This is a genomic window from Roseitalea sp. MMSF_3546 (assembly GCF_030732865.1).
Taxonomy (GTDB): Bacteria; Pseudomonadota; Alphaproteobacteria; order Rhizobiales; family Rhizobiaceae; genus Roseitalea.
Genome location: NZ_JASHKB010000018.1, coordinates 26672 through 53497 on the forward strand (window position 1 = coordinate 26672; position 26826 = coordinate 53497).

The window sequence follows — 26826 nt, forward strand, 5'->3', positions numbered from 1 at the left end:
CGATGCGGGCCTCGCCCGATCGCGGACGGTGCCTTCGCGGCGGATGCTGAAGGGCAGTGCTTGCGCGCTTGCCGGCACATATGGCGCGCTCAGCTCGCCGTGCGGCCGCGTGTCACCATGGTGGCGAGCACCTCGTCGGCCTCGCGCTTCCACCAGTTCCCGGCCGAGAATATCTCGACCTCGTTGAGCCCGTCGAACCCTTCGGCCTCGACCATGGCGCGGATGCCGGCAATGTCGATGACGCCGTCGCCCATCATGCCGCGGTCGAGCAGCAGATCGGTGGTCGGCACCAGCCAGTCGCAGATGTGGAAGGCCAGGAGGCGCCGCTTGCCCGCGCGCCGGATCTGGGCGGCCAGATCGGGGTCCCACCAGATATGGTAGACATCGGCGGCGACGCCGATCCCGTCGCCAAGTTCGTCGCAGATGTCGAGCGCCTGGCCAAGCGTGTTCACGCAGGCACGGTCGGCAGCATACATGGGATGCAGCGGCTCGATGGCGATCGGCATTTGCACCGTGCGGGCGTAGTCGAGCGTCTTCGCCAGCCCGTCGGTGACGATGGCGCGGGCGGCGGCGATGTCCTTCGATCCCTCGGGCAGCCCGCCGACGACCATCACCAGGCAGGCCGCGCCGATGGCCACGGCCTCGTCGACGGCGCGGCGGTTGTCCTCGAGCACGCCATCGGTGAGCGCGCCCTGCGCGGTGAACATGCCGCCGCGACACAGCCCGCTGACGGCGAGACCCGAGCCGCCAATGACCCTTGCGGCCTGCTTGAGGCCGATCTCGTGCACCTTGTCGCGCCAGGGCGCGATACCGCCGATGCCGTGGCGCAGGCAGCCATCGACGCATTGCGCCAGGTTCCATTGCGGGCGGACGGTGGCGGTGTTCAGCGACAGGCGCTCGGGCGCGGGCATGTCAGGCCTCCACGCCGCGCGCGGCGAAGACCGGGCGGGCGCGCCTTGCGGCCAGGTCGGGATCGGCGAACAGGCCCGCCGCCTCGGCAAGCCGGACAATCTCGGCCAGATGCAGCGTCGAACGGGCACTCTCCTGGCCGCCGACCATGGTGAAATGGTCCTGATGACCGGTCAGATAGGCCAGGAACACCACGCCGGTCTTGTAGAACCGCGTCGGCGCCCTGAAGATATGGCGCGACAGCGGCACGGTGGGGCCAAAGGCGGCGCGGTAGGCGTCCGTGTCGCCGCGCGCCAGGGCGTTGAGCGCGCGCGCCGCCGGCCCGGCAATGGGGTCGAATATGCCCAGCAGCGCGTCCGAATGGCCCTGCGCATCGCCCTCGATCAGCTCGGGATAGTTGAAATCGTCGCCCGAATACATCTTGATGCCCTCGGGCAGGCGGCGACGCATCGCCACTTCCTTTTCCGCCGACAACAGCGAGATCTTGATGCCGTCGACCTTGGCCGCATTGGCCGCGATCACATCGAGCGCCACCGCCATCGCCGCCATCTCGTCGGTCGAGCCCCAATAGCCGGCAAGCGCGGGGTCGAACATGTCGCCGAGCCAGTGCAGGATGGCCGGCCTGGCGAGTCCGCCGAGCACGCGGCCATAGACCCGGTGATAGTCGTCGGGGCTCCTTGCCGCCCGGCAAAGGGCGCGCGAGGCCATCAGGATCACGCGGCTGCCGGCCGCCTCGACCGCTTCGCACTGCATTTCGTAGGCGGCGATGACGTCATCGACGGTGACATCCGGGCCCGGTTTGAGGTGCTCGGTGCCGGCGCCGCTGGCGATGCGGTGCCCGCCGGCCCTGGCAAGGGCGGTCGAACGGGTGATCAGTTCGAGCGCGGCCGGCCAGTCAAGGCCCATGCCGCGCTGGGCGGTGTCCATCGCCTCGGCGACGCCGAAGCCCAGGCTCCACAGATGCTCGCGAAAGGCGAGCGTGCCGTCCCAGTCGATGGCCGCCTCGAGCCAGGGGTCGTTGTCGGCCAGCGGATCGGCGACGACATGGGCGGCGGCGTATGCGGTGCGGTTCCAGTTCGCGCCCGGCTCCGGTGCCGGGCCGGCGGTCAGCGTGAAGGGCGCAAGACCGCCATCGGCGTTGGGCAGGTGCAGCACGGCCATCGATCAGCCCTCCAGGTCCGGCAGGTCGACCCAGCGGCGCTCCCGGGCCGAGCGGTAGCCGGCCTCGGCAAGCTGAACGCCCTTGGCGCCTTCCATCAGGGAGTACTTCCAGGGCGCGTCGTCGACGACATGGCGCAGAAACTGCTCCCACTGCACCTTGAAGCCATTGTCGAAGACCGTGTTGTCGGGCACCTCCTCCCAGTGCGAGAAGAACTCGAGCGCCTGCGGCTCGTCGGGGTTCCAGACCGGCTTGGGGGTGTTGACCCGGTGCTGGCTGAAGCATCTGTGCAGGCCGGCGACGGCCGAGCCGTGCGTGCCGTCGACCTGGAAGGTGACCAGATCGTCGCGGCGTACGCGCGTGCACCAGCTCGAATTGATGTGCGCGACGATGTCGCCGTCAAGCATGAAGGTGGCGTAGGCGGCGTCGTCGGCGGTCGCCCGATAGGGCGCGCCGGTTTCGTCCCAGCGCTCGGGAATGTGCGTGGCGGTGGTGCAGCTGACCGAGCGGACCGGCGCGATGACGTTGTCGAGCACGTAGCGCCAGTGGCACAGCATGTCCGAAACCATGCCGCCGCCATCGGCGGCGCGATAGTTCCAGCTCGGACGCTGGGCGGGCATCCAGTCGCCCTCGAAGACCCAGTATCCGAACTCGCCCTTGACAGACAGGATGCGGCCGAAAAAGCCGGCATCGCGCAACCGCTTGAGCTTGATCAGGCCGGGCAGGTCGAGCTTGTCGTGCACGATGCCGTTCTTGACGCCCTTGTCGCGCGCATGGCGGGCGATCGCGACCGCCTCCTCGAGCCCTTCCGACACCGGCTTTTCGCAATACACATGCTTGCCCGCATCGATCGCCTGGCGCAAAAGGCCGGGCCGCAATTGGGTCGAGGCGGCGTCGAAGAAGATCTCGTCGTCCGGGTTGGCCAGCGCCGCCTCGAGATTGGTCGTCCAGCGCGCAACGCCGTGCTTTTCGGCCAACGCCTCGACCTTGACCGGATTGCGCCCGACGATGATCGGGTCCGGCATCAGCCGCGCGCCGTCCTCGAGCGCGAGCCCGCCCTGGTCGCGAATGGCGAGCACGGAGCGGATCAGATGCTGGTTCATCCCCATGCGGCCGGTGACGCCATGCATGATGATCCCGATGCGGCGTGTGTGCATGAATGCCTCCCCTTGGCGCGCGACAGATCGCTGTCGGGCGCTGTGATGCTGAACATTACCTACTAGTCAGTAGCTTGGCTCGTCAAGCGTTTCCGTCGCGCGGGCGGTGGATGCGTCCAGGCACCCCGATGGATGTCGCCCGCGGGCGCGGCGGGAGGGGCGTTTGCCTGGCGCCGACTGCGCCGGACCGTCAGCGGGGACGCAGGAATTGCAGGATCATCTCGCCGGCCTCGCGGGCGCGGCGTTCGAGCCAGGCATCGTCGATGGGCGCCTTGAACACCATTCTGAGCGTGTGCCTGTTGGACAGCGGGAAATAGCACATCGACGCGATGAAGATGTAGAGTTCGGCCGGGTCGACGCCGGGCCGGAACATCTTCTTTTCGACGCCCTTGTCGAGGATGGTCTTGAGCTTGCGCATCAGCCCGGACTGGATCTCGGCGGCGTCCCGCAGGCTGCGGATGGTTTCGCCGCCGCGCAGGTTTTCGGTGTTGAGCATGGCGATGAACCAGGGGTTCTCGCGGAAATGGTCCATCGTGAAGCGGACGAGCTTGCGGATCGCCGCGTCGGGCTCCAGGCCCTCCAGATCGAGTGCCTGCTCGCCCTGCCGGATCTGCACATAGGCCTCCAGGAGCGCCGCGCCGTAGAGCGCTTCCTTGTCGCCGTAATAGTCGTAGATGAGCGGCTTTGAGACCCCGGCGCGGGCGGCGATCGTGTCGACGCGGGCGCCGTCGAAGCCCTGGGTGGAGAACTCGACCAGCGCCGCGTCGAGGATCGCCTTGCGGGAGGCTTCGGCGTTCTTTTCGCGGCGCGTGCGCGGCGCTGTCCTTGTCTGCATGTTCATACCGTCAGATAGCGCCTGACCGTGGTCGAGGTCCAGAGCCAATGGAAGCCGGAGCCGGCCGCGGGCGCCAGCCCGGCATGGACGCTTCCGGCTGCGGATCGGGCCGCAAGCCAACCGGCCGCGATCTGCCGGACGACCCTGGCGACGGATGTCGGCGTCACGCGCGCTCGAGCCGATCAGCGGCGTCGCCCGCCCGGCTCGGCCTTCTGCGCGAGCAGGACGCTGGCATGGTCGCATTCGGGGTCTTCGGCAACGAAACGCACGATGCGCATGCCGAGCGCGCGAAGCGCCGCCTCATAGTCCCCAGGGGCGAGGCTGGCGTGATAGACCGGCTCGCCGCCGACATGGCCGATCGCTTCGGATGCGTGCGGGCCGACGGTCAGCATCAATGCCCCGCCCTCGCGCAGATGCGCGGCGAAACGGCCAAGCGTCTCGCGCTGCTCGTCCGGCGTGAGATGAAAGAAGCTGTGCCAGCCGACGATCCCGTCGAACCGGTCCGGCAGGTCAAGCCCGCGCATGTCCGCTTCCAGCCAGCGCGCGCGGGGAAAGCGGACGCGCGCCCGCTCCAGCATCGGGACCGAAAGGTCGATCCCGGTCAGCCGGCAGCCTTGCGCGATGAGGTATTGTGCAATCGGCGCGCCGGCGCCGCAGCCCGCATCGAGCACGGCCGCCCTGGCAGGCACAAGGGCGAGGAACCGGTCCAGCCAGCCCCGTTCGAATAGCGCCCGCGAGCGCTCGTCGTCATATTGCAGACCCTTGCGGGCATAGACGTCCTTCGTGCGCCCCGCCAGATCGGCCAGATCGCTCACCTGCACCTCCGCTCGCCATGGCTCGGCCCCGCCGCCAAAGGTGCCTGCGGTGGTGCTGGAAGGCAAGCCGGCCGGCGGTCGACGCCAGGGCACGCCGACGCGTGCGGCCCTCGCGCATGGCGGCCAGGCGGAACGATGGCTTTGGCGCCGCGTTGCGCTGTCAAGGAGGTGATAATGGGCAAGCGTGATCTATCCTGGGCAGTGCCGATGATGCGGTCGGGCTATGCCGGCCGCGGCCTGGTCTATGTCGCCGTTGCCGGCCTGTCGCTCTGGGCGATCTGGCGGGGCGGACAGGCCGAAGGCACGTCCTCGGCATTCCGAACGCTCGAGACATCCACATGGGGGGTCGTCGTGCTGAGCCTGATCGGCGCGGGTCTGCTCGCCTATGCGCTCTGGCGCGTCACCTGCGCGATCTACGATCTGGAGGCCTACGGGTCCGACGGCAAGGGCCTTGTCGCGCGCGCCGGACAGGTCACGACCGGGGTCGTCCATGGCGCGATTGGCGTGGGTGCGATCACCATCGTCCTCGCCGCCGGCGGCGGAACCGGCAACCGGTCCTCGATCGTGCAGGCGGTGGGCTGGCTGATGTCTTTGCCGGCGGGCATCTGGCTCGTCGGGGTGGCCGGCCTGCTGACGATCGGCTCCGGCATCTACTACTACCTCAAGGCGTGGAACCAGAAATACCTGTCCTTTCTTCGCGCCAACGAGTTCACCCTCCGCTGGAACACGGTATTGCGGGCGGGCGTGGTCGCCCAGGCGACGGTGGTGACCATCATCGGCGCGTTCATCGTCTATGCGGCCCTTCGGGCGAATCCGGCACAGGCCGGCGGACTGGGTCAGACGTTTTCATGGCTCAAGCAGCAGCCCTACGGCCAGGCGCTTGTCATCGCCATTTGCCTGGGCCTGCTGGCCTTCGCGCTGTTCTGCTTTGTCAATGCGCGCTACCGCATCGTGCCCCGCACGGTGTCCGATGACCGGATCGAGACCCTGGCGCGACGGCTCAAGCCGTCGGGCGCCTGATAAGCGCGTGGCCCGCCCGCACCCAAGTGAACCGGTTCGGCCGTCGCAGGGTGATCCGCAGGGCCTCGATTCGATCGGCCGAAGAAGGGGACACTTCGATGACGACGTCGAACCGGCATCGCGCCTCGATTTCGCCGCGAGAGGGACGGCAAGGCCGTGACATTGCCTGATGCCGCACGGCGGCGCGAACGCGCGGCCTTTCGCGTCGCCGTTTTCGTCCTTTCGGCCGTGCCGATTGCCGCCGGCTCGGCGGGTGTCGTGCTGGGAGCCGGGTTCGCGTCACTGGCGGACGGCCCGGGGACGCCGGATGCCGACAGCCACTTTCGCTACCTGTCCGGGCTCCTGCTCGGCATCGGCATCGCTTTCCCGACCACCGTGGCCGGCCGCAAGGTCCAGTCGGCCAGGTTCCGCTTGCTCGCCCTGATCGTCATCCTTGGAGGCCTTGCCCGGCTCCTTTCGGCGGTCACCGTCGGATTGCCGGGCCCGGCCCATCAGGCGGCGCTTGTCATGGAGCTGGGCGTCACGCCGGCGCTGGCGCTCTGGAGCCTGCGCCTGTGATGTCCGTCCCGCATGGCCCGCACCCCGCCGGCCGCTGCAAGGGCGCAACCGGGCGCCTGGCCCATTGGTTGCCGGAAAGGGCAATACCGGCTTCCCGCTTTCGCCCGCAATTGGCGGCGCATTTGCTTAACCTTGGGTGGATTGCCTTGATTTGCAACCGCAGACAGGTAATGCTGCCGGACAGCTATCCAAGGGGGAGGATCGCGACATGGTCCTGTGGCGGAATCTCTGCCTGTCGGCATTGCTGGCAGCGTGTTTCATGGGCGCGGCGCCGGCGGGGGCGAGCGAGATCGCGACCGCGGTCGATGTCGATCCGAGCGCCCGGCTGACCTCTGCCGGTGCGGTTCGGCCGGTCATCACCGGCAACCGGCTGTCGCAGGGCGACCGGGTCGAGACCGCGGGCAGCGGCCAGGTGCAGGTGCGCTTCGACGACTTCACGCGGATGGTCGTCGGTCCCAATTCCTCGCTGGAGATCGACCAGGTGCTGATGCAGTCGGCCGACACGGCGAGCCGGTTCGCCGTCTCCACGGTGCGCGGCAGCTTCCGCTTCCTGTCCGGCAAGAGCAGCAAGAACGCCTATCAGATCCGAACGCCGACAGCGACGCTGGGCGTGCGCGGCACAACCTTCGATTGCTGGGTCGACCAGCTTGGCCAGACCTTCTGCGCCATCCTTTGGGGCCGCGTGCGCTTCTGCGGGCTTCAGGGCGGCAGCGAGGTCAATTGCCGGGATGTCGGCGGCCGCTGCTCGATCGTCTTCGCCGACCGTAACGGCACGGTGCAGACGCCCGGATCGGACGAGCAGGCCGGCGAGATCGTATCGACGGGCTTCCCCTATCTGTTCTCGCAGCAATCGCTCCTGCGGTCGTTCCGGACCAGAACGAACGCTTGCAGCCGGTATACGCGGGTGTTCGAACAGCGGGCGATCGAGGAGGGGTCCGAAGAGGGTGCCGCGGGCGATCCCGTCACCGCGCCCGATACGTCGACCCCGCCCACCGACAGGCCGGGCGGCAAGAATGCAGGCCCGGTCATCGAGAAGATCATCGACAAGATCAAGGACGAGGAAGAGGGTGAAGGCGAATGTGACCCTGAATTCGGTTGCTGACGATTAGGACCCGTCGCGGGCTCTGACGATATCGGGAACGTTGATTTGGTCAGCACAGGCTGAATACCGCCGAGCCTGCGGAAAGCGGCCATCGACCTGATCCGGCCTGCCGGCCAGTGACGGCGAGCTTCTGGATTGTGCCACCGGAGTAACCCATGACCCGCCTGCGCTGGCCATTCCTGTTGATTGGCGCGGGGCTCGTCATCGTCATGGCCGCGCTGCGGCTGGCCGATCCCTGGCCCACCCAGGCGCTGCGCCTTTTCTATTTCGATAGCCTCCAGCGCATCGACCCCCGGGCCCCGGCCGATCTGCCGGTGCGCGTGGTCGACATCGACGAGGCCTCGCTCGCCGCCATCGGCCAGTGGCCCTGGCCACGCACGGTCATGGCCGAGCTGGTCGAGCGCCTCGGCGCCAACGGCGCCGCCGTCATCGCCTTCGACGTGCTGTTCGCCGAACCCGACCGCTATTCGCCGGCGCGCCTTGCCGAGGACCCGGCGCTGGCGCGCGTCCTGCGCGAGGGCCTTGACAGCGATACGCTCGCACCGTTCGACAATGACGCCATCTTCGCCCGCACCATCGCGCGGATGCCGGTCGTGCTCGGCATAGCCGCAACGCCCGATCCGGGCGGCGCGATCGACTACGACAAGGCCGGCTTCGTGCAGATCGGCCAGGCGCCCGCGTCCGGCCTGATCGGCCTGACAGCGACCACTGCGCTGGTGCCGGAATTGCAGGCCGCCGCCACCGGCATCGGCTCCATGACCGTCGATCCGGGCGGCACGGACGGCATCGTGCGTCGCGTGCCCCTCGTGTGGCAGACGCCCGCCGGGCCGCTGCCGAGCCTGAGCATCGAGGCGCTGCGCGTCGCGCTCGGGGCAAGCACCGTGCTCGTCCACGGCTCGCCCGATGTCGAGGCGATCACCGAGCGCCTCCAGATCGCCGATTTTCACGTGCCGACCACCGATGACGGCCAGATCTGGGTGCGCTACCGCCGCGACGACCCGCAGCTTTACGTTCCCGCGATCGACGTTCTGGATGGAGCCGAGACCGTCAGGCCGCGCATCGAGGGCCACATCGTGCTGGTTGGCACCTCGGCGGCGGGGCTTCTGGATATCCGCACCACCGCGCTCGGCGAGGCGGTGCCCGGCGTGTCGGTGCACGCCCAGATAATCGAGCAGATCCTGACGGGCGACTTCCTGCAGCGCTCGGACCTGATCGCCGGCACCGAACTGCTGGTCTTCGTCTTCCTTGGCCTTGGCGTGACGGTGCTGATGTCGCGCTTTGGTCCGGTCGCCTCGCTGGCGACGGGCGGGGTGGCGGCTGTCGCGGTCCTCGGTGCCAGCTACGGCCTTTACGCGCGCGCCGGGGTCCTGTTCGACGCGACCTTTCCGCTGCTCGGCGGGGCGGTCAATTTCGGCGTTCTGACCGCCTATCAATTCGTCGTCGCCGACCGCGAAAAACGGATGATCCGCCGCTCCTTTGCCCGCTATGTCTCGCCCGAGGTGCTCGGCGAGATCGAGCGCGCCGGCCACCGGCTCGAACTGGGCGGCGAGACCCGCGACATGACCATCATGTTCTGCGACATCCGCAAGTTCACCGGTCTGAGCGAGTCGCTGTCGCCGACCGAGATCGTCACCGTGCTCAACGACCTGTTCACCCGCCTGTCCGAGGCGATTCTCGACGAGCGCGGCACCATCGACAAGTTCATCGGCGATTCCATCATGGCGTTCTGGAACGCACCGCTTTCGATGGACGACCATCCGCGCCGCGCCTGCCTGGCCGCGGTTCGCATGCGCCGGGCGCTCGCCTCGTTCAACGGCTCCGATCTGATGGCCGGCAAGCCGAAGATCGAGCTCGCCATCGGTTGCGCCACCGGCCAGGCCTGCGTCGGCAATGTCGGCTCGGCCCACCGCTTCAACTACTCGGTGATCGGCGACACGGTGAACGTCGCCTCGCGCATCGAGGCGAGCTGCCGACCGCTGGGCTACCCCATTGTCGTCTCCCACCTGACCGGCCGGCACGCCTCCGACCTGGCGGTCCTGCCCGCCGGCCGTATCGAAATCCGCGGCCGCATCGAGCGCCAGGATGTCGACATCGTCATCGGCGATGCCGATCTTGCCGGCTCGGACGCGTTTCGGCGTCTGTCCGACAGGCATGCCGCCCTCGTCGCCGCGCTGGGCGATGCGTCCGGCACCCGCGCGGTCGAAGCGCTGGTCGACGAATGCATCGCCGTCGGAGCGACCATCGATCCGCAATTGCAGCCATTTTATCGCAATCTTGTTGCAAGATCGGACGACTTTGGCAGGGTGATGGCAAAGGCCGTATGATTGACACCCGGTCGCGGCCGAAAAAGGGGAAACGGGATGTTCAATCCAACCGCGGTCGTCGCCTCGGCCTTCGGCGACCATCTCAAATCGCTGTTCGACCAGTATTTCGCCGGCCGCAAATCCGAATACGCGGCCTATATCGGCGGTGCCGCCCGCCTCGTTCTCGAGCGGCTGGGCAATTCCGATGCGCTCTATCACAATGCCGAGCACACCATGATGGTCACGCTGGTCGGCCAGCAGATCCTGCGGGGCCGCCTGGTTTCCGAATCGGTGCAGCCCGAGGACTGGCTGCATTACACGCTCGCGCTACTGGTCCATGACATCGGTTATGTCCGGGGCATCTGCGCCGGCGACACCGACGATGCGGTCGTCATCGATCTGGACGGCACCACCAAGCCCTGGCCGCGCGGCGCTTCCGATGCGTTTCTGGCGCCCCATCATGTCGAGCGCGGCATGATCTATGCGCGAACGCGGTTCGCCAGTTCGGTGTTCGTTGACGAGGAGCGCATCGCGGCGGCCATCGATTTCACGCGCTTTCCCATACCCGGCGAGGCGCGTTACGGCGACACCGGAGGCGAGTTCGCGCTGGTGCGGGCGGCCGACCTGATCGGGCAGATGGGCGACCCCTTCTATCACCGCAAGATCAACGGTCTGTTCCACGAATTCTCCGAGATCGGCATGGCGCAGAAGCTGGGCTATGATTCCCCGGCCGACCTGATCGACAAATATCCCGATTTCTTCTGGTCGCAGGTCCAGCCATATATCGGGCCGGCCATCGGCCATCTCGAACAGACCATCGAGGGCAAGCAGTGGATCGCCCAGCTCTACAACAATATCTTCCAGGCCACGCGCGCCAAATGGCCGCGCGCCGGCGCCGCCGTCAACCAGTGACCGCCAGCATCGCCTCGTTTCCGTGCCATGACGATCCCGCCCGAGGATGATTTTGCCGCCGCCTGCCGGCGCATCGTCGCCGATATCGGCCTTGGCGAAGAAGGTTCGGTCACCCGGGTGCGGCTGCTGACCGGCGGCGTATCGTCAGACATCGCCGCGGTCACGGTCGCCGGCCGGACCGTCTGCGTCAAGCGTGCCCTGCCAAGGCTGAAGGTCGCCGCCGACTGGCGCGCCCCGGTCGAGCGCAACCGGGCCGAATATCGCTGGCTGGCGTTCGCCGCGCGTGCCGTACCGGGCTGCGCGCCGCGCCCTCTCGGCCGCTCGGACCGCGAGAACGGCTTCGCCATGGCCTATCTGCCGCCCGACGCCGCCGCCAACTGGAAGACGCAGATGCTGGGCGGCGGCTCTGCGCTGCCCGTCGCCGCCGCCGTCGGCGATACGCTGGGCCGTCTGCACGCACTCTCGGCGGCCCCCGGTTTCGATGCCTGCGGCTTCGACAATCTGGGCGATTTCACCGATCTGCGCCTCGACCCCTATCTGCGCGAGATCGGCCGCGTCCATCGGGATCTGGCCGATGCCATGGCCGCGCTGTGCACCGCATTCGCCACGGCACGGCCGGTGCTGGTGCATGGTGACGTCAGCCCCAAGAATATCCTCATTGCCGCGACCGGGCCTGTCCTGCTGGACGCCGAATGCGCGACGATGGGCGATGGTGCCTTCGATGTCGCCTTCTGCCTGAACCACCTTCTGCTCAAGGCGGTCCATCAGCCCGCCCTGGCGGCGGATCGGCTCAGCGGCGCGCGGGACCTGTGGACGGCCTATCGCAAGCATCTGCACACGGAGGCGCCCGACGCGTTCGAGGCGCGCGTCGCCGCTTATCTGCCGGCGCTGTTGCTTGCCCGCGTCGACGGCAAGTCCCCGGTCGAGTATCTCGATCAAGTCAGCCGCGACGCGGTCCGCCAAACCGCGCGGGCGCTGATCGCCCGCTGCCCGCGGGATCTGGAAACCATCGTGCGCACCGTCGCCGCGGCGGCGGGCCGGTCGTAACGGGCCGGTCGTAACGGGCAGGGCGTGTCGGGCAAGACGGTCTAGACACGCGCGACCCGACGGCCGTCGGCATCGAACAGATGGCAGGCCCGCGCCTCGAACGTGAGTCGCACCCGGTCGCCTGGCTCGAGCGGTGTCAGCCCGTCCATGCGCGCAAGCACGGTCGATGGCAGCGCGTCGCTGCGGCAATAGACCAGCGCCTCGGCGCCCAGATGCTCGACGACATCGACATCGGCGGCGATGCTGTCCGCCGGGGCATCGCCGTCGGCCGGCAAAATGTCGACGTTTTCCGGGCGCACGCCGAGCGTGACGCGCGCGCCCGGCGCCACGTCATGCGCCGGCAGGGTGACCGAGGCGTGATCGACGAAGCGCAGACGGGTCTGTCCGTCACCGCCGGTCTCGACCTCGCCGCCGAACGCATTGATGCGCGGCGCACCGATGAACTCGGCCACGAAGAGGGAGGTGGGCTTCGTGTACAGCTCCATCGGCGCGCCGACCTGCATGATCCGGCCTTGGTTCATCACCACGATCGTGTCGGCCATGGTCATCGCCTCGATCTGGTCGTGGGTGACATAGATCATCGTGTTGCCGACCGACTGGTGCAGCTTGGCCAGTTCGACCCGCATCTCCGCGCGCAGCGCCGCATCGAGGTTCGACAGCGGCTCGTCGAACAGGAACACTTCGGGCTCGCGCATCAGGGCGCGGCCGATGGCGACGCGCTGGCGCTGGCCGCCCGACAACTGCCCCGGCTTGCGGTCGAGCAGGTCGTCCAGTTGCAGCAGCCCGGCGACCTCGGCCGCCCGGCGCCGTCGCGCGGCGCGGCCGACCCCCTTGATGCGCAGGCTGAACGACATGTTCTCCCACACCGTCATGTGCGGATAGAGCGCATAGGACTGGAAGACCATCGCCGCGCCTCGGTCGGGCGCGGGCACCGCGTTCATGCGCCTGTCGCCGAAGCGGATCTCGCCCGCATTGACCTGTTCGAGCCCGGCGATCACGCGCAACAGCGTGGACTTGCCGCAGCCCGAGGGGCCGACGAACGCAACGAACGCCCGATCCTTGATGTCGAGTGAGATGTCCTTGAGCACTTCGAGTTCGCCGAAGCTCTTGCGGACGTGCTCGAGCGTGACCGTCACCATGGCCGGCTTGCCTTGAAAATCGTCGCCGCCCTCATTTGATGGCGACGATCTGGATTTCGACCAGATCGGTTGGCTCGGCCAGCCGCGCCTCGACACAGGCGCGCGCCGGAGCGGCGCCCTCGGGCACCCATTCGTCCCAGATCGCATTGACCTGGTGGCGCGTGCGGATGTCCGACAGCCAGATCATCGCCGAGACGATCTTGGCGCGCTCCGAGCCGGCTTCCTCGAGCATCGTATCGAGCTTGGCCAGTATGTTTCGGGTCTGCCCATCCAGATCGAGTGTGCGGTCCGACGAGATCTGGCCGGCGAAGTGCAGCATGCTGGCGCCGGCGGGCACCTCCACCACCTGGCTCATGCGCTGGCCGGTCCGGTATCGCTTGATCGTCTCGGTCATGATCGGGTCCTATCGGGCAGTTGGCGCCGGGGTCAGGCCCTCGGCACGCATGATGTCGGCGACCTTCTGCGAGAGGACCTCGACGGTCCTGTCGCGATTGGCTCGCCCCGCTTCGAGATCGGCCCTGGTCGGCTCGCCGTTTATGCCGCCCGAATCCGGATGGATGGCGTGCCGCGAGCGCAGCTTGTACCAGGGCTTTTCGATCGTGTAGTCGCGGGCGCGCTCGGGATGATAGACCGCGCCGGTCACCGCGGCGACCTCGGTCTCGCCCTTGTCGGCGTGGTGGATGCCGCCGATGCCCGCTTCGGTCCACCAGTTCCAGCAGGCCAGCCTGGCGTCGGGATAGCCTTGCCAGATCGTCCAGAACGCGGCTTCGCAGGCCGCCTTGTTGGCGCCGTGCCCGCTCACGAAGATCAGCCGTTCGAAGCCGTGGAAGCAGAACATGCCGCCCAGTTCGGCGATGACGTTGGTGAACGTGCCCGTCGTCAGTCCGATCGTGCCCGGATAGTCGCGCATCTCGTCGGCAAAGCCATAGGGCAGGCCCGGTGCCAGGATGGCGCCGGTGCGTTCGCAGATGGCGCGGGAGAAATACTCGGCGGTGTCGATGTCGACACTGAGCGACAGGTGCGGGCCGTGCGCCTCGATCAGCCCGATCGGGATCAGCACCGGCAATCGCCGGTCGAGCGCGTCGACCTCGTGATTGGTCAGGCGTTTCCATTCAAGCATGGCCGCGGCCTCCGTTCGCACTTTTGTTGCTGCCGATCATCATTCGTGCACCTCACGCCGCATCCGACGCCGCCTGTTCCGTTGCGGCCAGCACGGCACGCATGGTCGCCTCGTCGGTGACCAGCACATGGATCAGCCCGGTGCGCAGCGCACCGGTGATCACATCGACCTTGCCGGCGCCGCCCGATGCCAGCACCAGCGACTTCATCATGCGCAGTTCGGCAAGCCCCGGCCCGACAAGCTGGCGGTTGATGGGGTGATCGATCGGGGTGCCATTGATGTCGATGAAGGTGCCCAGCAGGTCGCCGACCGCGCCCGCCGCGGCAAGATCGGTCGCCGTCACGCCGCGCGGCAGGCCGTGCCGAACGAGCAGCGAGGCTTCGCTCATGTCGCCGGCGGCAAAGCAGGCCACGTCGCTGCGCAAGATCAGCTCGAGGACGGAGGAATAGAATTGCTGGCCGGTCAGCACATAGCGCGCCTCCGGCGTATCGGCGTAGATCGGCGCGGTCATGTAGTAGCGCTCGGCATCGAGCAGGCGGCCGAGTTTGCCAATGATTTCAATGGCGTTCTCTTCGGACGACCGGGGCAGCGTGCCGAGCAGGGTGACGATCTTGCCTTCGGGGCGCGAGACCGGACGCAGAAAGCGCAGCATCTCGCGCATGGTCTGGCCCCAGCCCAGCCCGAACACGGTGTTTTCGGGATCGGCGACCTGCTCGGACATGTAGCGGGCAAGGCCGGCCCCGATCATGGCATGGGTGCGTTCGGGCGCCACGGGGCTCGGCACCACCACCGCGTCGAGCAGGCCGAACGTCTTGATGGCCTTCTGTTCGAGGGCCACGCAGGAGGCGAGCGGTGCGGTGACCTCGACACGCACCAGTCCCTGTTCGCGGCATTCGGCCAGCATGCGGTTGACCCTGAACCGCGACAGGCCCAGCGCGTCGGCGATCTCCGACTGCGTCTTTTCCTCGATGAAATACAGCCAGGCGGCGCGCAGCATGCGGGCGCGCTCGCCATCGGCGAGGTCGGCCTCGGCCGGAGCGGTCTGCGCCACGCTCTGCATTGTCGAAGTCAACTCGGTTTCCCGCCGTTTCGCCGGTTTTGCAATTTTTGTTGATAGGTCATTACAATTGTGCTAGCCCTGTGTCAATGACACTCCGTGCCGGGTTCGGCGCTGTGCACGGCGGACGACAAGACAGCCGATCGATGGAGGTGAAATTGAAAGCATCAGCCAGATTGCTGACCGCGGCGGCCATGACGCTCGCCCTGCCGGCATCCGCCAGCGCCCAGACCGAGATCAACATCGTCGCCTTTGCCCCCGGCTTCGCCTGGGCCGACATGTTCGGCGTGTCGGGCACCGAGAAGACCGACAAGCTGCGCGCCTTCGAGGAGGCCAACGACATCACGGTCAATATCGAGTTCGCCGACGAGGAGACCGCGCGCCAGAAGGTGTTGCTCGACCTGGTCAACCAGACCGGCACCTACGACCTGGTCATGCTCGGCTCGGACGGGGCGGTGCAGACCTTCTCCTATGCCGGTTACCTCGAACCGCTCGACGACCTGCTGGCGACCGCGACCGACTATTTCGATCCCGAGGCCGTCTACCCGCAGTTCCTGGAGGCCAACCGCGTCGACGGCCAGCTCTGGGCGCTGCCCTACTACTCCTTCGGCGCCGGCGTGATCTACCGACAGGACATCTTCGACAAGTACGGCATCGAGGCGTTCCCGGCCACCACCGCCGAACTCGAGGATGTCCTCGCCACGATCAAGGCGGGCCTTGAAGAAGACGGCATGAGCGATGTCTATCCGTTGACCATGCGCGGCGCGCCGGGCGAGGAGCCGAGCCTCGATCTTGCCGGCTTCGTCTATGCCTATGCGGGCTATCCGGCCTGGTTCGAGGGCGGGGCGACCACGCCCGAGGAAATTCGCCAGACCGACGCCAGGCCGATCTTCACCGGCGATTTCCGGCCCGGCTTCGAGGCTTTCGTTGAATGGTCGCGCGAATATGGCCCCGACGGCATCGCCACCCATACCTGGGTCGACATGATGAACCTGTACGGCGCCGGCCAGGCGGTGGTTCTCATGCCCTCGGCGATCAACGGCTTTGCCGCGCTTGGCGGCACGGAGAACGAGGACGTGGCGAACCACACCGCGTTTGCGCCATCGCCCAAAGGGCCCTCGGGCGAGCCGATCCAGAGCTTCTGGACCTTCTCGGTCGGCGTCAGCGCCTTTTCCGAGAACAAGGAGGAAGCCTTCAGGACGCTGGCCTTCCTGACCGGCGAGCAGGCCATGCAGGGCTTTGCCGAAACCGTCGGCTGGCCCTACTCCACCTTCCCCTCGATCACCAATGGCGAGGTCCTGACGGCCAAGTGGCCGGCCGAGATGCTGTCGCAGATCGAGGCCAGCTACGAGCAGGCCAACCCGCATTACTTCCCCTATATCCCCGAACTCAACGCCTTCATGGAACGCATCGGCACGGCCGCCTCGGAGGCGATCTCCGGCTCCAAGACGGTCGACGAGGCGCTCGAGGAGCTTCAGGCCTGGGCCGAAGAGCGCATGGAACGCGCCGGCTACTACGAGTGAGCGCCGCGCACGAAAGTCCGCGCCGGACCGGCGTCCGGCGCGGACAGGCACGATCGGGCACGTCCCAACATGGCTGTTAGCTGGCGGTTCTGGTTCGTCTTGCCGATGGTGGTCGCCCTCGGCACGGTGGTGCTCTTTCCCACCGTCTATCTGTTCTGGATGAGCACCCAGCATTGGCTGGTGACCGATCCGGAACGGTTCTTCATAGGGCTGGACAATTTCGCGCGCCTGACCGGCGGCGCGGACTTCTGGCAGTCCCTGCGCGTCACCGGTGCCTATCTGGTGTTGTCGACCGTGCTGATGCTCGGTCTCGGCATGGGCCTGGCACTGACCTTCGCGCGCGCCGGCACCGGCTGGATGCGCGCCATCGTCGTCATGCCGCTTGTCATTCCGCCGGTGGTCGCCGGTTTCACCTGGCGCTTCCTGCTCAATGGCGAGATCGGCTTTCTGGGCGCCTATCTGCTGCCCATGGCCGGGCTCGACCTCAATCCGCTGGCCGAACCGCGCGCCGCGCTGGTTTCCGTCGTCATTGCCGATGTGTGGAGCCGCACGCCCTTCATGTTCCTGATCTTCCTTGCCGCCTTGCAGTCGATCCCGCGCGACTTCTATGAAGCGGCGCGCATGGACGGGGCCAATCCGTTCCACGAATTCTTCTTCGTCACGCTGCCGCTGCTCAAGGGCGCGCTTTTCGTTGCGATCATGTTCCGGCTGGTCGACGCCATCAACACCTTCGAGCTCATCTATGTGATGACCAGGGGCGGGCCGGGGCGCGCCACGCAGATCCTGTCCATCTTCGGCTGGCGCACCGCCTTTCAGGAGCTCGATTTCGGCCAGGCCGCGGCGCTCGGCGTGATCATGCTGGCAATCACGCTCGCCGGTGCGCTGCTGGTCTTCCGTCGCTTCGTGCGGGGCCAGGTGGGGGCCGCATGATGAGCGCGCCGCGCCGCTACGACCGTGCCCTGACCGCGATCCGCTGGGGGTTTCTGGGCGCCGTCATGGTGTTCGTCGTCTTCCCGCTGATCTGGCTGGCGCTCGCCTCGCTGAAGACGCGCGCCGCCTCGCTCGAGGTGCCGCCGCGACTGATCTTCACGCCATCGCTGGAGGCCTATGAGAAGATCGTGGCCAGCGGGCTCGTGGGCGCCTTTGCCAACTCGTTTACCATTGCCGTCACCAATGTGATCCTGTCGCTCGCCATCGGCGTGCCGGCCGCCTATGCGCTGGCGCGCATGCGCGGCGCCGCCCAGGAAAACCTCAGCTTCTGGGTGCTGTCGATCCGCCTTGCGCCGCTGTTTGCGATCATCCTGCCGCTTTACGTGCTGTTCAAGGGCCTGGGCCTTCTCGACACGCGCCTTGCCGTCGCCATGGCGCATCTGACGCTGACCCTGCCGCTGTCGGTCTGGCTCCTGATGACCTATTTCCGGGCCATGCCGGTCGATCTGGACGAGGCTGCCATGCTCGATGGCGCCAGGCCGTGGCAGACGCTCTACATGGTGATCGTGCCGATCGCCCGGCCGATGATCGCCTCGGTGGCGGTGATCGTGTTCATTTTCTCCTGGAACGAGTTCCTGCTCGCCTTCTTCCTGACATCGCGCGATGCGCAGACCGTGCCCGTCGTCGTGGCCGGCCTTGCCGGCACGATGAGCTTTGACTGGCCGCTGATCGCGGCGATTTCGATCTGCTCCATGGTTCCGGCGCTGATCTTTGTCGGTTTCGCCCAGCGCCATATCGTCGAAGGGCTGGCCAGCGGGGCGGTGAAGTAAGGTGAACGGCATGGCACGACGCGACAAGCACATCGTCATCACCGGCGCCGCCGGCGGTATCGGGCGCGCCTTGGCCGATCATTTCCTCGACCTTGGCTGGCATGTCACGGGCGTCGACCTGGCGGCCTGTCCGCCCGGGCTTGCCCGGCGCGAGGGCTTCACCGGCTGCCAGGCCGACATCACCGACGAGGCGGCGATGGAGCGCGTCATGGCCGAAGCGAACCCGCTCGACGCGGTGATCGCCAATGCCGCCGTGACCGATCTCGACCACCATCAGGTCGTCGACATGCCCTACCGGACCTGGCGCAACGTGCTGCGCGTCAATGTCGATGGCGCCTTCGTGACCGCGCGCGGCGCCGCACGGCGCATGCGACAGATCGGCGGCGGCAATATCGTGTTCGTGACGTCGTCGCTCGCCCGGCTCAGCGACGCGCAGGCGGGCGATGCGCCCTATTGCAGCTCCAAGGCGGCCGTGGAAATGCTGTGCCGGGTGCTCGCGATCGAACTCGTCACGCATGCCATCAACGTCAACACGCTGTTTCCCTCGGTCATGGTCGACACCGGCTTCTTCACCCATTGGGACGCGGCCGATCGCGACAAGCTCGCACCCGCTTCGCTGCTCAACGAGACGGCCGCCTTTCTCGCCGCACTGCCCGCCGGCGCGGCCACGGGCCGTTCGCTCGACCAGCAGCTCTGGGACACCGATCCTGCCTACCGCGCCACATGGAAGGAGCGCCGATGACCACCTGGATCGACGCACGCCGGGCCACCATGGACGAGATCGCCGCTTTCGCACGCGACTTTCCCTTCGCCATCCTGCCGGTCGGCTCGTTCGAGCAGCACGGCCCGCATCTGCCGCTCGACACCGACAACCGCATCGCCGAGGCGATGGCGATCGAGACCGCAAGGCGCAGCGTGGGCATGGTGCTGCCGGTCCTCAATGTCGGCTATGCCTGGGTGTGGCGTGGCAAGCCGGGCATCGTGACGCTGCGCTTCGATACCTACATGGCAGTGATCCGCGACATTGCCGAGAGCCTTTCGGGCTGGGGCGTCAAGGCGCTGTTCGTGTTGTCCGCCCATGGCTCCAATCCGCAGCCGGTCAAGCACGCCATTCGCGAACTGATCCACGAAAAGCACGACATCGCCGTTCTCAACAGCCTTTATGCCGGGCTCAAGGAGATGCTCGCCGAATGCGACTCCGAGCAATGGGCCAATGACATCCATGCCGAGGAGATCGAGACCGCGCTCATGCTGGCCATCGCGCCCGAACTGGTCCACATGGACCGGGCGGCGGCCGACTATCCCCCTGTGCCCGACGATTACGGCAAATCCGAACTGTCCATGGGCATGTTCATGCGTTCGGGCGTCTTCGGCGACCCGACGCCGGCGACGGCCGACAAGGGCCGGCGCTGGCTCGAACTGGGCGGGCGCAGATCGGCCGAACTGTGGCTCGGCTATCTTCGGCGCCGCGGACTTTACACCCAGCAGATGGTGACATGAGGGCGCGCGGCTATCTCGGCATCGATCTGGGCACCTCGGCCGTCAAGGTGCTGATCCATGACGATGACGGAGCGGTGCTGGCCAAGACGTCGCGGCCCTATGCGACGAAGGCGCCACAGCCGGGCTGGGCCGAGCAGGACCCCGATGAATGGTGGGGCGCGGTCTGCGCGGCAACGCGCGAAGCGATCGCCGAGGCCGGCGTCGAGATCGCGTCGGTCGGCCTGTCCGGCCAGCTCAATGGCTTCGTCTTGCTCGATGCGGCCATGCGCCCGCTCGCCGATGCCGTGATCTGGCTCGATATCCGCGCCGAGGCGGAGGCCGGGATCCTTGCCGAGACGCTCGACTTTCCGGCGGTGACCGGCAATGCGCTCAGCGCGATCTGCGTTCTGCCCAAGCTCGTCTGGTTCCGCGCCAACAGGCCCGAACTGATGGAGCGCACGCGGCGCATCGCTTTGGCCAAGGACTACATCCTGCTGCGCCTGACCGGTGAACTGGCAACCGATCCGTGCGATGCCCATTCCACCGCCATGACCGGACGCGGTGGCACGCAGTTCGCGCCCGATCTGTGCGCACTGGCCGGGGTGACCCCGCAGACGATGCCGACGATCCGGCCGGCGGCCGAAATCGCCGGCCGTGTCGGCGCGCAGGGCGCGAAGGCGAGCGGCATCGCGCCCGGCACGCCGGTCGCCACGGGCGCCGGCGACGTCGCCGCGCTCGCGGTCGGCTGCGGCATCGTCGCGCGCGGCCGCACGACCATCACGCTGGGCACCGCCGGCCATGTCGTCACCGAGGCGACCGCACCCGAACCGAGGCAACGACACGGGCTTTGGCAGATCCCGCATGGCATCGCCGGCCGCGATCTGTGGCTCGGCCTCATCATGACCGGCGGGCTCAGCCTGTCCTGGTTCCGCGCGATCCTCGCGCAAGGGGGCGCCCCGCCCGCCTTCGAGGCGCTCGACCGGCTTGCGGCCCATGCCCCGCCCGGCTCGGAAGGGGCGGTCTTTCTGCCGTTTCTCGAAGGCGTTGCGACGCCGTACGGCCGGCCCGATGCGCGCGGCATGTTCTTCGGCCTGTCCTCTGCCCATGGCACCGGCCATATGGTCCGCGCCGTCATGGAAGGCGTCGCCTTCAACGCGCGCCAATGCGTCCGGGCGCATGAGGCGGCCGGCGCGGCGACCGGCGAGGTGCGCCTTGCCGAAGGCGGGGCGCAGTCGCCGCTATGGTGCCAGATCATGGCCGACGCCCTCCGCCGGCCCGTGCACCTGATCGCCGAGCGCGACACCTCGGCCGCCGGTGCGGCGATTGTCGGCCGGGCGGCGCTCGAAGGTGCCGATGTCGCTACGATCGCCGAGCGCAGCGTGCACATCGCGCAGGTGTTTGCGCCCGACGCCGAGGCGAGCGCCGCACTCGATGATGCCTTTGCCCGCTACGCGCACATGTGCGAGCGGCTGTTCGGAGCGGACTGATCGCGCGTGTGCCCTGGCCGTGGGCCGGATTGGGTCCGCCAACGTGTTGGTCTGCCGTCGGTTCTGGACTTGAAGCGCGTTGAGGAGCGTGCGGCCGGCAATGCGACAAACGCAGATGCACTGCGGCACGGTCCGCGCGGTGAAACGCAGCAGAGCCTAAAGCGCCTCGAAACGGATCGGTTGCGCGCCTTCCCAAAGCACCCGCCGTCCCATCTCGGCGAGGTTTTCCAGCCCCTGGGTCAGCGTGATGAAATGGTTGCCGGCGAGCTGGCCCATCTTGGAGGAAAAATCCACCCCGCCATAGGCGAAGAGGATCTCGGTCTCGCTGATCCCGCCCGGATAAAGGATGATGTGGCCCGGCGCGGGATGGCTGGTGTGGTTTTCGTAGGTTACGCCGAAATCGGTGTCGCCGAGCGGCACCCACACGCCTTCCCCGCTCCAGCGCACATGCACGATCTGGCTTTCATAGGGCAGATGCGCCTTGAAGACCTCGACCGTCCTGGGTGCTGCCTCGGTCTCGAAATGCCCGACAAATGCAAGCCCCGCCGCCGTCACCTTGATCGTGTCCATCGGTTCCCTCTCTCGGTTTGAATTCTCATTGACTGTCGCGCGCCGAAACGCGCCGGTGAAAAGCGTTCATGCGCGGTATCGAGCGCACCCTTGTGGATCGTCTCGGCGGCGATGCGCCCCAGCAGCGGTCCGAGCGTGTAGCCATTGGCGCCGGCCACCGCAACGCAGTCCGGCCGGCCGGGCAGCGGGCCGATGATCGGCGCGCCGTCGATATCGACATTCATCGCCCCCCAGCAGCGCAGCATGTGCAGCCCGGACAGGGCGGGCAGGACGCGTTCGGCGACCCAAAGATTGCCCTCCACGCTTTCGCGCAGCACGCGCGCACGTCCGGTCTGGCCGTCGGTGCCGGCAGACCAGGCGCCGCCGATGATGACGTTGCCGGCCGCCGCCTGCTTCATCGTCAGGTGCCGGTCGGCATGGGCGAGAAGGCATGGCGCCAGCGCCGGCGCGGTTTCGGTGACGATCATCTGCAGCGGCGCGCCGCTCACCGGCAGGGGCGCGCCGAGCATGGCGCCGAGCGCGCCGGTCCAGCCGCCGGCGGCAAGGATCAGCCGTCTGGCGGTGATCGTGCCGGCGCTCGTCGTCACCCGATAGCCGGTGTCCTCGGCCTCGATGGCCGTCACGGCGACATGCTCGACAAGGTGCGCGCCGTTGGACCGCGCCGCCCGCGCCAGCGCCGGCGTCGCCAGGAGCGGATTGATCTTGCCTTCGCCCGCACACCACGCGGCGGCGACCATGCGCGAGGACACCGCCGGCGCGATTGCCGCGATCTCCTGGCGGCCGATGACCTCGACCGCGATGCCCACACGTTTCTCGGCGGCGACCTTGTCCTTCAGAAAGCCGATCTGGCTTTCCTCTTCGGCGAGCATCAGCCCGCCGGTCTCGGCGATCTCGAAGTCCGCGTCCAGTTCCCGTTCGAGCTGCTTCCAGAGCGCGATGCCATCGCGCTGGAGCGGCAGCGTCTGCAACAGCGCATCGGAGCGGCCCATGGTCTTGGCGCCGAAATCGAATGACAGGAGCTGCATGTGCAGGCTGCCGGCATTGCCGCCCGAGGACTGCCCGTTGACGCTGCCCCGGTCGACGACGACGGTCTCCATGCCCAGTTCGGTGGCGCGCAGGGCGGCGGCGACGCCCATCACGCCCGCGCCGATGACGAGCAGCTCCGTCGTCGCCGGCAGGGGCGGAGCGTCGGGCGCGCGCTCTGGTGTTGCGCGCGGTGCCGGCGCCTCGGTCTTGCGGTGCCCGCCCCATTCGGGCTTTTCAATCGCCAGCGCGGCCACCGGCACGGGCCGGCTTGGCGGCTGCGGCGCGAACACATCGCCGCTTCCCAGGAGCCGCGCCGCCGGTTCGCTGCAATAGCGGCCCTGGCACCGGCCCATGCCGAGCCGGGTGACGCGCTTGAGCGCGCCGAGATCGGCCGCCCCGTCCGAAATCGCCCGCCGCGCGGCGCCGAAGCTGACGCTCTCGCAGCGGCACAGCAGCGTCTCGTCGGCCGGCTCGGCGCGGGGCGGGGCGTCATAAAGCGACCACAGCATGCGCTGAAAGCCTCGAGCGCGCCGCAATCCGGCCCGTGCCGGCGAGGTGTTCACCCTCGGTCCGCCCAGCCAGCGCGCGGCTTCGGCGCCGGCGATGGTACCCTGCGCGAGCGCGACCTGCGCGCCGCCCAGCCCGCCGCCATCGCCGGCGATCCACACGCCGGGCACCGAGCTGGCGCCATCATCGTCCCGCTCGGGCACGGCAAGGCCCGAACGCGCATCTGGCGCGCAGGCGCAGCCGATCATCCGCGCGATCTCGGCCTGCGGCAGAAATCCTTCGCCGATACAGGCCAGATCGACATCGAAGCGCCGTTCCGCACCGCCGCCGACAGGTTCCAGGCTCACCGCCTCGAGCCGCTCCGCACCATGACAACGTGCAAGCTGCCAGCCGGTCAGCGTGGGCACGCCGGCCCGCATGAGTGCCCCCCGCAGGCGCACGCCATCGGCGACCAGACCCGGCGCGTGCCACGCCGCACGCAACAGCCTTGGCAGGCCGCGCGGGTCGCCGGGGCTGGCGCGCTCGGCGAGGACGAGGGGCGGAACGCCGGCGCCAATCAGTTCGGCGGCCAGTTGCAGCCCGAGCGGGCCGTTGCCGGCGATCGCGATGCGCCTGCCCGGCACCGCGCCATAGCTGCGGATCATCGATTGCGCCGCGCCGATGGTCATCACCCCCGGCAGCGTCCAGCCGGGCACCATGGCCGGGCGCTCATAGGCGCCCGTGGCGACGATCACGGCCCGGGCAAGGGCAAGACGCGCGCGACCCTCGCCAATCAGTCCCAGCGCGACGCCATCCTCCTGGCGACGCGCGAACCAGACCGCGTGGTCGGTCCAGTGCTCGATATCGGCGTCCGCGAGCCTGGCGCGCAGATCGTCGCCCGCGCGATGCTGCCGGTCGTTGCGCGCGCCGTCCGAAGATTGTGGCGGCGGCTTGAAGTACTGGCCGCCGGCCTTGGGGCGCTCGTCGATCAGGGCGACGCGCAAGCCATGGCCGGCCGCCGCAAGCGCCGCCGAAACGCCGGCCGGGCCGGCGCCGACGACGGCGAGGTCGAGCGATCGGGTCGGCGGTTCGCCGCCCTGCGGCGGCGCGGCCAGGCGGCCGAGCGCGCTCTCGCCGCCATCGACATGGCGGCGCACCGCACCGACATCGCGCGCCGGTGTCATGCAGGCCCGCTGGGCGGAGCGGCCATCCACTTCGACCAGGCATTCATGGCACAGCCCGATGCCGCAGAACGTTCCGCGCGGCTCGCCGCTGCGGGCGACGCGCTGGACGCGATGGCCCTTGCGCGCAAGCGCGGCGGCGATCGTGTCGCCCGGCAAGGCCGGAACGGCATCGCCCTCGAAGTCGAAATGGCCGGGCTTCATGCCGAGGCGCGTAGCGGCTGCAATCCCAGTTCCGCAAGCGTCCTGGCGATGGCCACGCGACCGGCCGGGCCGACCGGCAGGCGCGGCCCGCGCGGCCCGCCGACGTCATGGCCCATCAGTTCGAGCGCCGCCTTGGTCGCCGAGACATAGTGATGGCCGCCGACCATGCGGATGACCGGCAGGATGCGTCTGTAGAGAGCGCGGGCGGCGTCATAGTCCTGCGCGTCGGCGGTCAGCGTGAACAGTTCGGCGAATTCGGCGGGCATCACGTTGGAGCCGACCGCGACCCAGCCCTGGGCGCCGTTGACGAAGGATTCGAACCCCATGATCCCGCCGAAGACGATCATGTCTTCGCCGCACAGATCGATGATGTCGCGCACCCGCGTCACATCCATCGTGCTCTCCTTGACATAGCGGACATTGTCGATGGCGCTCAACCGCTTGAGGATGGGCGGGGTCAGGTCGACATTGGCCGTCGCCGGATTGTTGTAGACCATGATCGGGATCGAGACCGCCTCGCCGATCGCCTTGTAGTGGGCGAACAATTCGTCCTCGGTCGGCGTCGAATAAAAGGGCGGGATGATCATCACGCCGTCCGCGCCCATCGCTTCGGCCGCCCGGCTTTCGGCGATCACCTGGTCGGTCCATTCATGGCCGGTGCCGATCAGCACCGGCACGCGCCCGGCCGCGGTGTCGATGACGGTCCTGGCGACACCGTGACGCTCCTCCTCGGTCAGCGACAGGAACTCGCCGGTCGAGCCGAGCGGGATCAGCCCGGCAATGCCGCTTTCGATCTGCCATTCGGTGAAGTCGGCGAGCGCCTTGTAATTGACCGCGCCCAGGGCATCGAACGGCGTGATCATGACCGTGTATGTGCCGCGAAACCGTTTGCTCATGCCGTCTTCTCCTGTGGCATTCCCAGAAGGCCGAGGGGATTGACGCGCACAAGGCGGCCGATCTCCTCGCCATCGAAGCCCATCGACGCCATCAGCGTCGTCACGTTGCGAAAGATATGGCCGTAGCCATGCCCGCCCCAGCGCAGAAGCCGGGTGCGGGTGCAGATGTCCTGGCTGATCAGAACGCGATCGCCCAGGCCACGGTCGAACAGGTGCCGGATCGCGCGCAGCCGGCCGCGATCTGTCGGCAGTTCCACCCGATCGGCCATCCAGTAGTGCGAGGTCTCGATGCCGAAGAAGTCCCACTCGACCATCACGCCGGTGCGCGCGAGCTGGCAAGGTCCGGTGCCCTGGGGAAAGGTGCGGTCCATGTGACAGATTGCGCAACGGGCGAGGTCGGCACCTTCGGCCTCCAGAATCGAAACGATCTCGAATGGCGCGGCCGTATCGCGGCCCGGATGCACGCTGATGGCCGCGCCCGTCGCCTGCTGGGCGCGCGCGGCGGCGCGCAGGGCACGCTTCTCGACCGGTTCGAGCGGCGAGGAACAGCCGATCTCGCCGATCAGCCCGGCCCGGACATCCGTCCCGTCGAGGCCCTCGCTGATCTCGGCGACAAAGCGCGTGGTCAGCGCCTCGACATCCATCCGCGCGGTGTGCTCGTCGAGAAATGGCGCGGTGTAGGTGCCGGCGCAGGCGACGATGCCGCAGCCGGTCGCCTCGGCCACCTGCCTAAGCCCGTCGGCATCGCGCGCCAGACCCGCCACCGACTGGTCGACGATCAGATCGCCGCCCTCGCCGGCGAGCGCGGCGATCTCTTCCATGGCAATGGCGCGATCGGTCTGGTGCGCGTTGCAGGCATCGACATTTGACCGGTAGTCGATCTGCCAGCGATTGCCCATGGTGATCGGAGCGTCGCGGTCTCCCCCGCGCCGGTCCGGCGGCACGATGTCGAACAGCACATGCTCATGGACGAGTACGCGCTCGAAATCCCGTACCGGGCGGTCGCCGGTGACGGTGCGAACGACGGTGTCGGCCAGAGCCGGTTGCGGGTTTGCCATATGCGGCGCGGCGGACATGGCAC

General features: G+C 68.0%; 25 protein-coding genes. 12 read left to right on the plus strand and 13 right to left on the minus strand.

Annotation, left to right across the window (positions count from 1 at the left end):
* Positions 1-89: 89 nt before the first annotated feature.
* The 5 genes from RBB34_RS14005 to RBB34_RS14025 all read right to left on the minus strand — a co-directional run bounded on the left by RBB34_RS14005 (position 90) and on the right by RBB34_RS14025 (position 4875).
* Positions 90-911 (minus strand): sugar phosphate isomerase/epimerase family protein, encoded by an 822-nt coding sequence (locus RBB34_RS14005; protein WP_306119853.1) that lies wholly within the window; start codon positions 909-911, stop codon positions 90-92.
* Between the two features lies 1 nt (position 912).
* Complete coding sequence (locus RBB34_RS14010) at positions 913-2070, minus strand: dihydrodipicolinate synthase family protein (protein ID WP_306119854.1); 1158 nt, start codon at positions 2068-2070, stop codon at positions 913-915.
* 3 nt (positions 2071-2073) lie between these two features.
* The gene (locus tag RBB34_RS14015) at positions 2074-3225 is read right to left on the minus strand and encodes a Gfo/Idh/MocA family oxidoreductase (RefSeq protein ID WP_306119855.1); all 1152 of its coding nucleotides are present in this window, start codon (positions 3223-3225) and stop codon (positions 2074-2076) included.
* Positions 3226-3415: 190 nt separating this feature from the next.
* Entirely contained in the window at positions 3416-4060 is a 645-nt protein-coding gene (locus RBB34_RS14020; protein WP_306119856.1) for a TetR/AcrR family transcriptional regulator, read from the minus strand.
* A 182-nt stretch (positions 4061-4242) separates the two neighbouring features.
* Positions 4243-4875 (minus strand): class I SAM-dependent methyltransferase, encoded by a 633-nt coding sequence (locus RBB34_RS14025; protein WP_346432543.1) that lies wholly within the window; start codon positions 4873-4875, stop codon positions 4243-4245.
* A 174-nt stretch (positions 4876-5049) separates the two neighbouring features.
* On the opposite strand from RBB34_RS14025, the gene RBB34_RS14030 reads away from it, so the two are divergent.
* The 6 genes from RBB34_RS14030 (at position 5050) to RBB34_RS14055 (ending at position 11817) form a co-directional block, all read left to right on the plus strand.
* Positions 5050-5895 carry a DUF1206 domain-containing protein gene (locus tag RBB34_RS14030; RefSeq protein ID WP_306119857.1) on the plus strand — a complete coding sequence of 282 codons (846 nt, stop codon included), beginning with the start codon at positions 5050-5052 and terminating at the stop codon, positions 5893-5895.
* A 156-nt stretch (positions 5896-6051) separates the two neighbouring features.
* Entirely contained in the window at positions 6052-6453 is a 402-nt protein-coding gene (locus RBB34_RS14035) for a DUF4345 domain-containing protein (RefSeq protein WP_306119858.1), read from the plus strand.
* A gap of 208 nt (positions 6454-6661) precedes the next feature.
* On the plus strand, positions 6662-7555 hold the full coding sequence (locus tag RBB34_RS14040; protein ID WP_306119859.1) for a FecR domain-containing protein: 894 nt from the start codon (positions 6662-6664) through the stop codon (positions 7553-7555).
* A 155-nt stretch (positions 7556-7710) separates the two neighbouring features.
* A complete protein-coding gene (locus tag RBB34_RS14045) occupies positions 7711-9879 on the plus strand; it encodes an adenylate/guanylate cyclase domain-containing protein (RefSeq protein WP_306119860.1) in 2169 nt (722 codons plus the stop codon).
* Between the two features lie 36 nt (positions 9880-9915).
* A complete protein-coding gene (locus tag RBB34_RS14050; RefSeq protein ID WP_306119861.1) occupies positions 9916-10770 on the plus strand; it encodes a metal-dependent phosphohydrolase in 855 nt (284 codons plus the stop codon).
* Positions 10771-10797: 27 nt separating this feature from the next.
* Entirely contained in the window at positions 10798-11817 is a 1020-nt protein-coding gene (locus tag RBB34_RS14055; RefSeq protein WP_306119862.1) for an aminoglycoside phosphotransferase family protein, read from the plus strand.
* A 41-nt stretch (positions 11818-11858) separates the two neighbouring features.
* Here the strand turns inward: RBB34_RS14055 and RBB34_RS14060 are convergent, their stop codons facing one another.
* The 4 genes from RBB34_RS14060 to RBB34_RS14075 are packed head-to-tail and all read right to left on the minus strand — an operon-like array spanning position 11859 to position 15148.
* On the minus strand, positions 11859-12956 hold the full coding sequence (locus tag RBB34_RS14060) for an ABC transporter ATP-binding protein (protein WP_306119863.1): 1098 nt from the start codon (positions 12954-12956) through the stop codon (positions 11859-11861).
* A 31-nt stretch (positions 12957-12987) separates the two neighbouring features.
* Positions 12988-13350 carry a RidA family protein gene (locus RBB34_RS14065; protein ID WP_306119864.1) on the minus strand — a complete coding sequence of 121 codons (363 nt, stop codon included), beginning with the start codon at positions 13348-13350 and terminating at the stop codon, positions 12988-12990.
* A 9-nt stretch (positions 13351-13359) separates the two neighbouring features.
* A complete protein-coding gene (locus tag RBB34_RS14070) occupies positions 13360-14076 on the minus strand; it encodes a creatininase family protein (protein ID WP_306119865.1) in 717 nt (238 codons plus the stop codon).
* A 52-nt stretch (positions 14077-14128) separates the two neighbouring features.
* Entirely contained in the window at positions 14129-15148 is a 1020-nt protein-coding gene (locus tag RBB34_RS14075) for a sugar-binding transcriptional regulator (RefSeq protein WP_306119866.1), read from the minus strand.
* A 143-nt stretch (positions 15149-15291) separates the two neighbouring features.
* Here RBB34_RS14075 and RBB34_RS14080 point away from each other — a divergent pair, with 143 nt between their 5' ends.
* The 6 genes from RBB34_RS14080 to RBB34_RS14105 all read left to right on the plus strand — a co-directional run bounded on the left by RBB34_RS14080 (position 15292) and on the right by RBB34_RS14105 (position 21382).
* Positions 15292-16656 carry an extracellular solute-binding protein gene (locus tag RBB34_RS14080; protein WP_306119867.1) on the plus strand — a complete coding sequence of 455 codons (1365 nt, stop codon included), beginning with the start codon at positions 15292-15294 and terminating at the stop codon, positions 16654-16656.
* Positions 16657-16725: 69 nt separating this feature from the next.
* The gene (locus RBB34_RS14085) at positions 16726-17586 is read left to right on the plus strand and encodes a sugar ABC transporter permease (RefSeq protein WP_306119868.1); all 861 of its coding nucleotides are present in this window, start codon (positions 16726-16728) and stop codon (positions 17584-17586) included.
* Positions 17586-18416, plus strand: a complete 831-nt coding sequence (locus RBB34_RS14090; RefSeq protein ID WP_306119869.1) for a carbohydrate ABC transporter permease — start codon at positions 17586-17588, stop codon at positions 18414-18416. The genes RBB34_RS14085 and RBB34_RS14090 overlap by 1 nt, the downstream gene beginning before the upstream one ends.
* Positions 18417-18426: 10 nt before the next feature.
* A complete protein-coding gene (locus RBB34_RS14095) occupies positions 18427-19158 on the plus strand; it encodes an SDR family oxidoreductase (protein ID WP_306119870.1) in 732 nt (243 codons plus the stop codon).
* The gene (locus RBB34_RS14100) at positions 19155-19916 is read left to right on the plus strand and encodes a creatininase family protein (protein WP_306119871.1); all 762 of its coding nucleotides are present in this window, start codon (positions 19155-19157) and stop codon (positions 19914-19916) included. The genes RBB34_RS14095 and RBB34_RS14100 overlap by 4 nt, the downstream gene beginning before the upstream one ends.
* Positions 19913-21382 (plus strand): FGGY family carbohydrate kinase, encoded by a 1470-nt coding sequence (locus tag RBB34_RS14105; RefSeq protein ID WP_306119872.1) that lies wholly within the window; start codon positions 19913-19915, stop codon positions 21380-21382. The genes RBB34_RS14100 and RBB34_RS14105 overlap by 4 nt, the downstream gene beginning before the upstream one ends.
* A gap of 156 nt (positions 21383-21538) precedes the next feature.
* Here the strand turns inward: RBB34_RS14105 and RBB34_RS14110 are convergent, their stop codons facing one another.
* From RBB34_RS14110 to RBB34_RS14125, 4 genes are read right to left on the minus strand one after another with little or no spacing between them, the layout of a single operon-like run.
* Positions 21539-21952, minus strand: coding sequence for a DUF3830 family protein (locus RBB34_RS14110; RefSeq protein WP_306119873.1), 414 nt, complete (start codon positions 21950-21952; stop codon positions 21539-21541).
* The gene (locus RBB34_RS14115) at positions 21934-24849 is read right to left on the minus strand and encodes an FAD-dependent oxidoreductase (RefSeq protein WP_306119874.1); all 2916 of its coding nucleotides are present in this window, start codon (positions 24847-24849) and stop codon (positions 21934-21936) included. Before RBB34_RS14115 ends, RBB34_RS14110 begins: the two co-directional genes overlap by 19 nt.
* Positions 24846-25745, minus strand: coding sequence for a dihydrodipicolinate synthase family protein (locus RBB34_RS14120; RefSeq protein WP_306119875.1), 900 nt, complete (start codon positions 25743-25745; stop codon positions 24846-24848). The genes RBB34_RS14115 and RBB34_RS14120 overlap by 4 nt, the downstream gene beginning before the upstream one ends.
* On the minus strand, positions 25742-26821 hold the full coding sequence (locus tag RBB34_RS14125) for a hypothetical protein (protein WP_306119876.1): 1080 nt from the start codon (positions 26819-26821) through the stop codon (positions 25742-25744). The genes RBB34_RS14120 and RBB34_RS14125 overlap by 4 nt, the downstream gene beginning before the upstream one ends.
* Positions 26822-26826 lie beyond the last annotated feature (5 nt).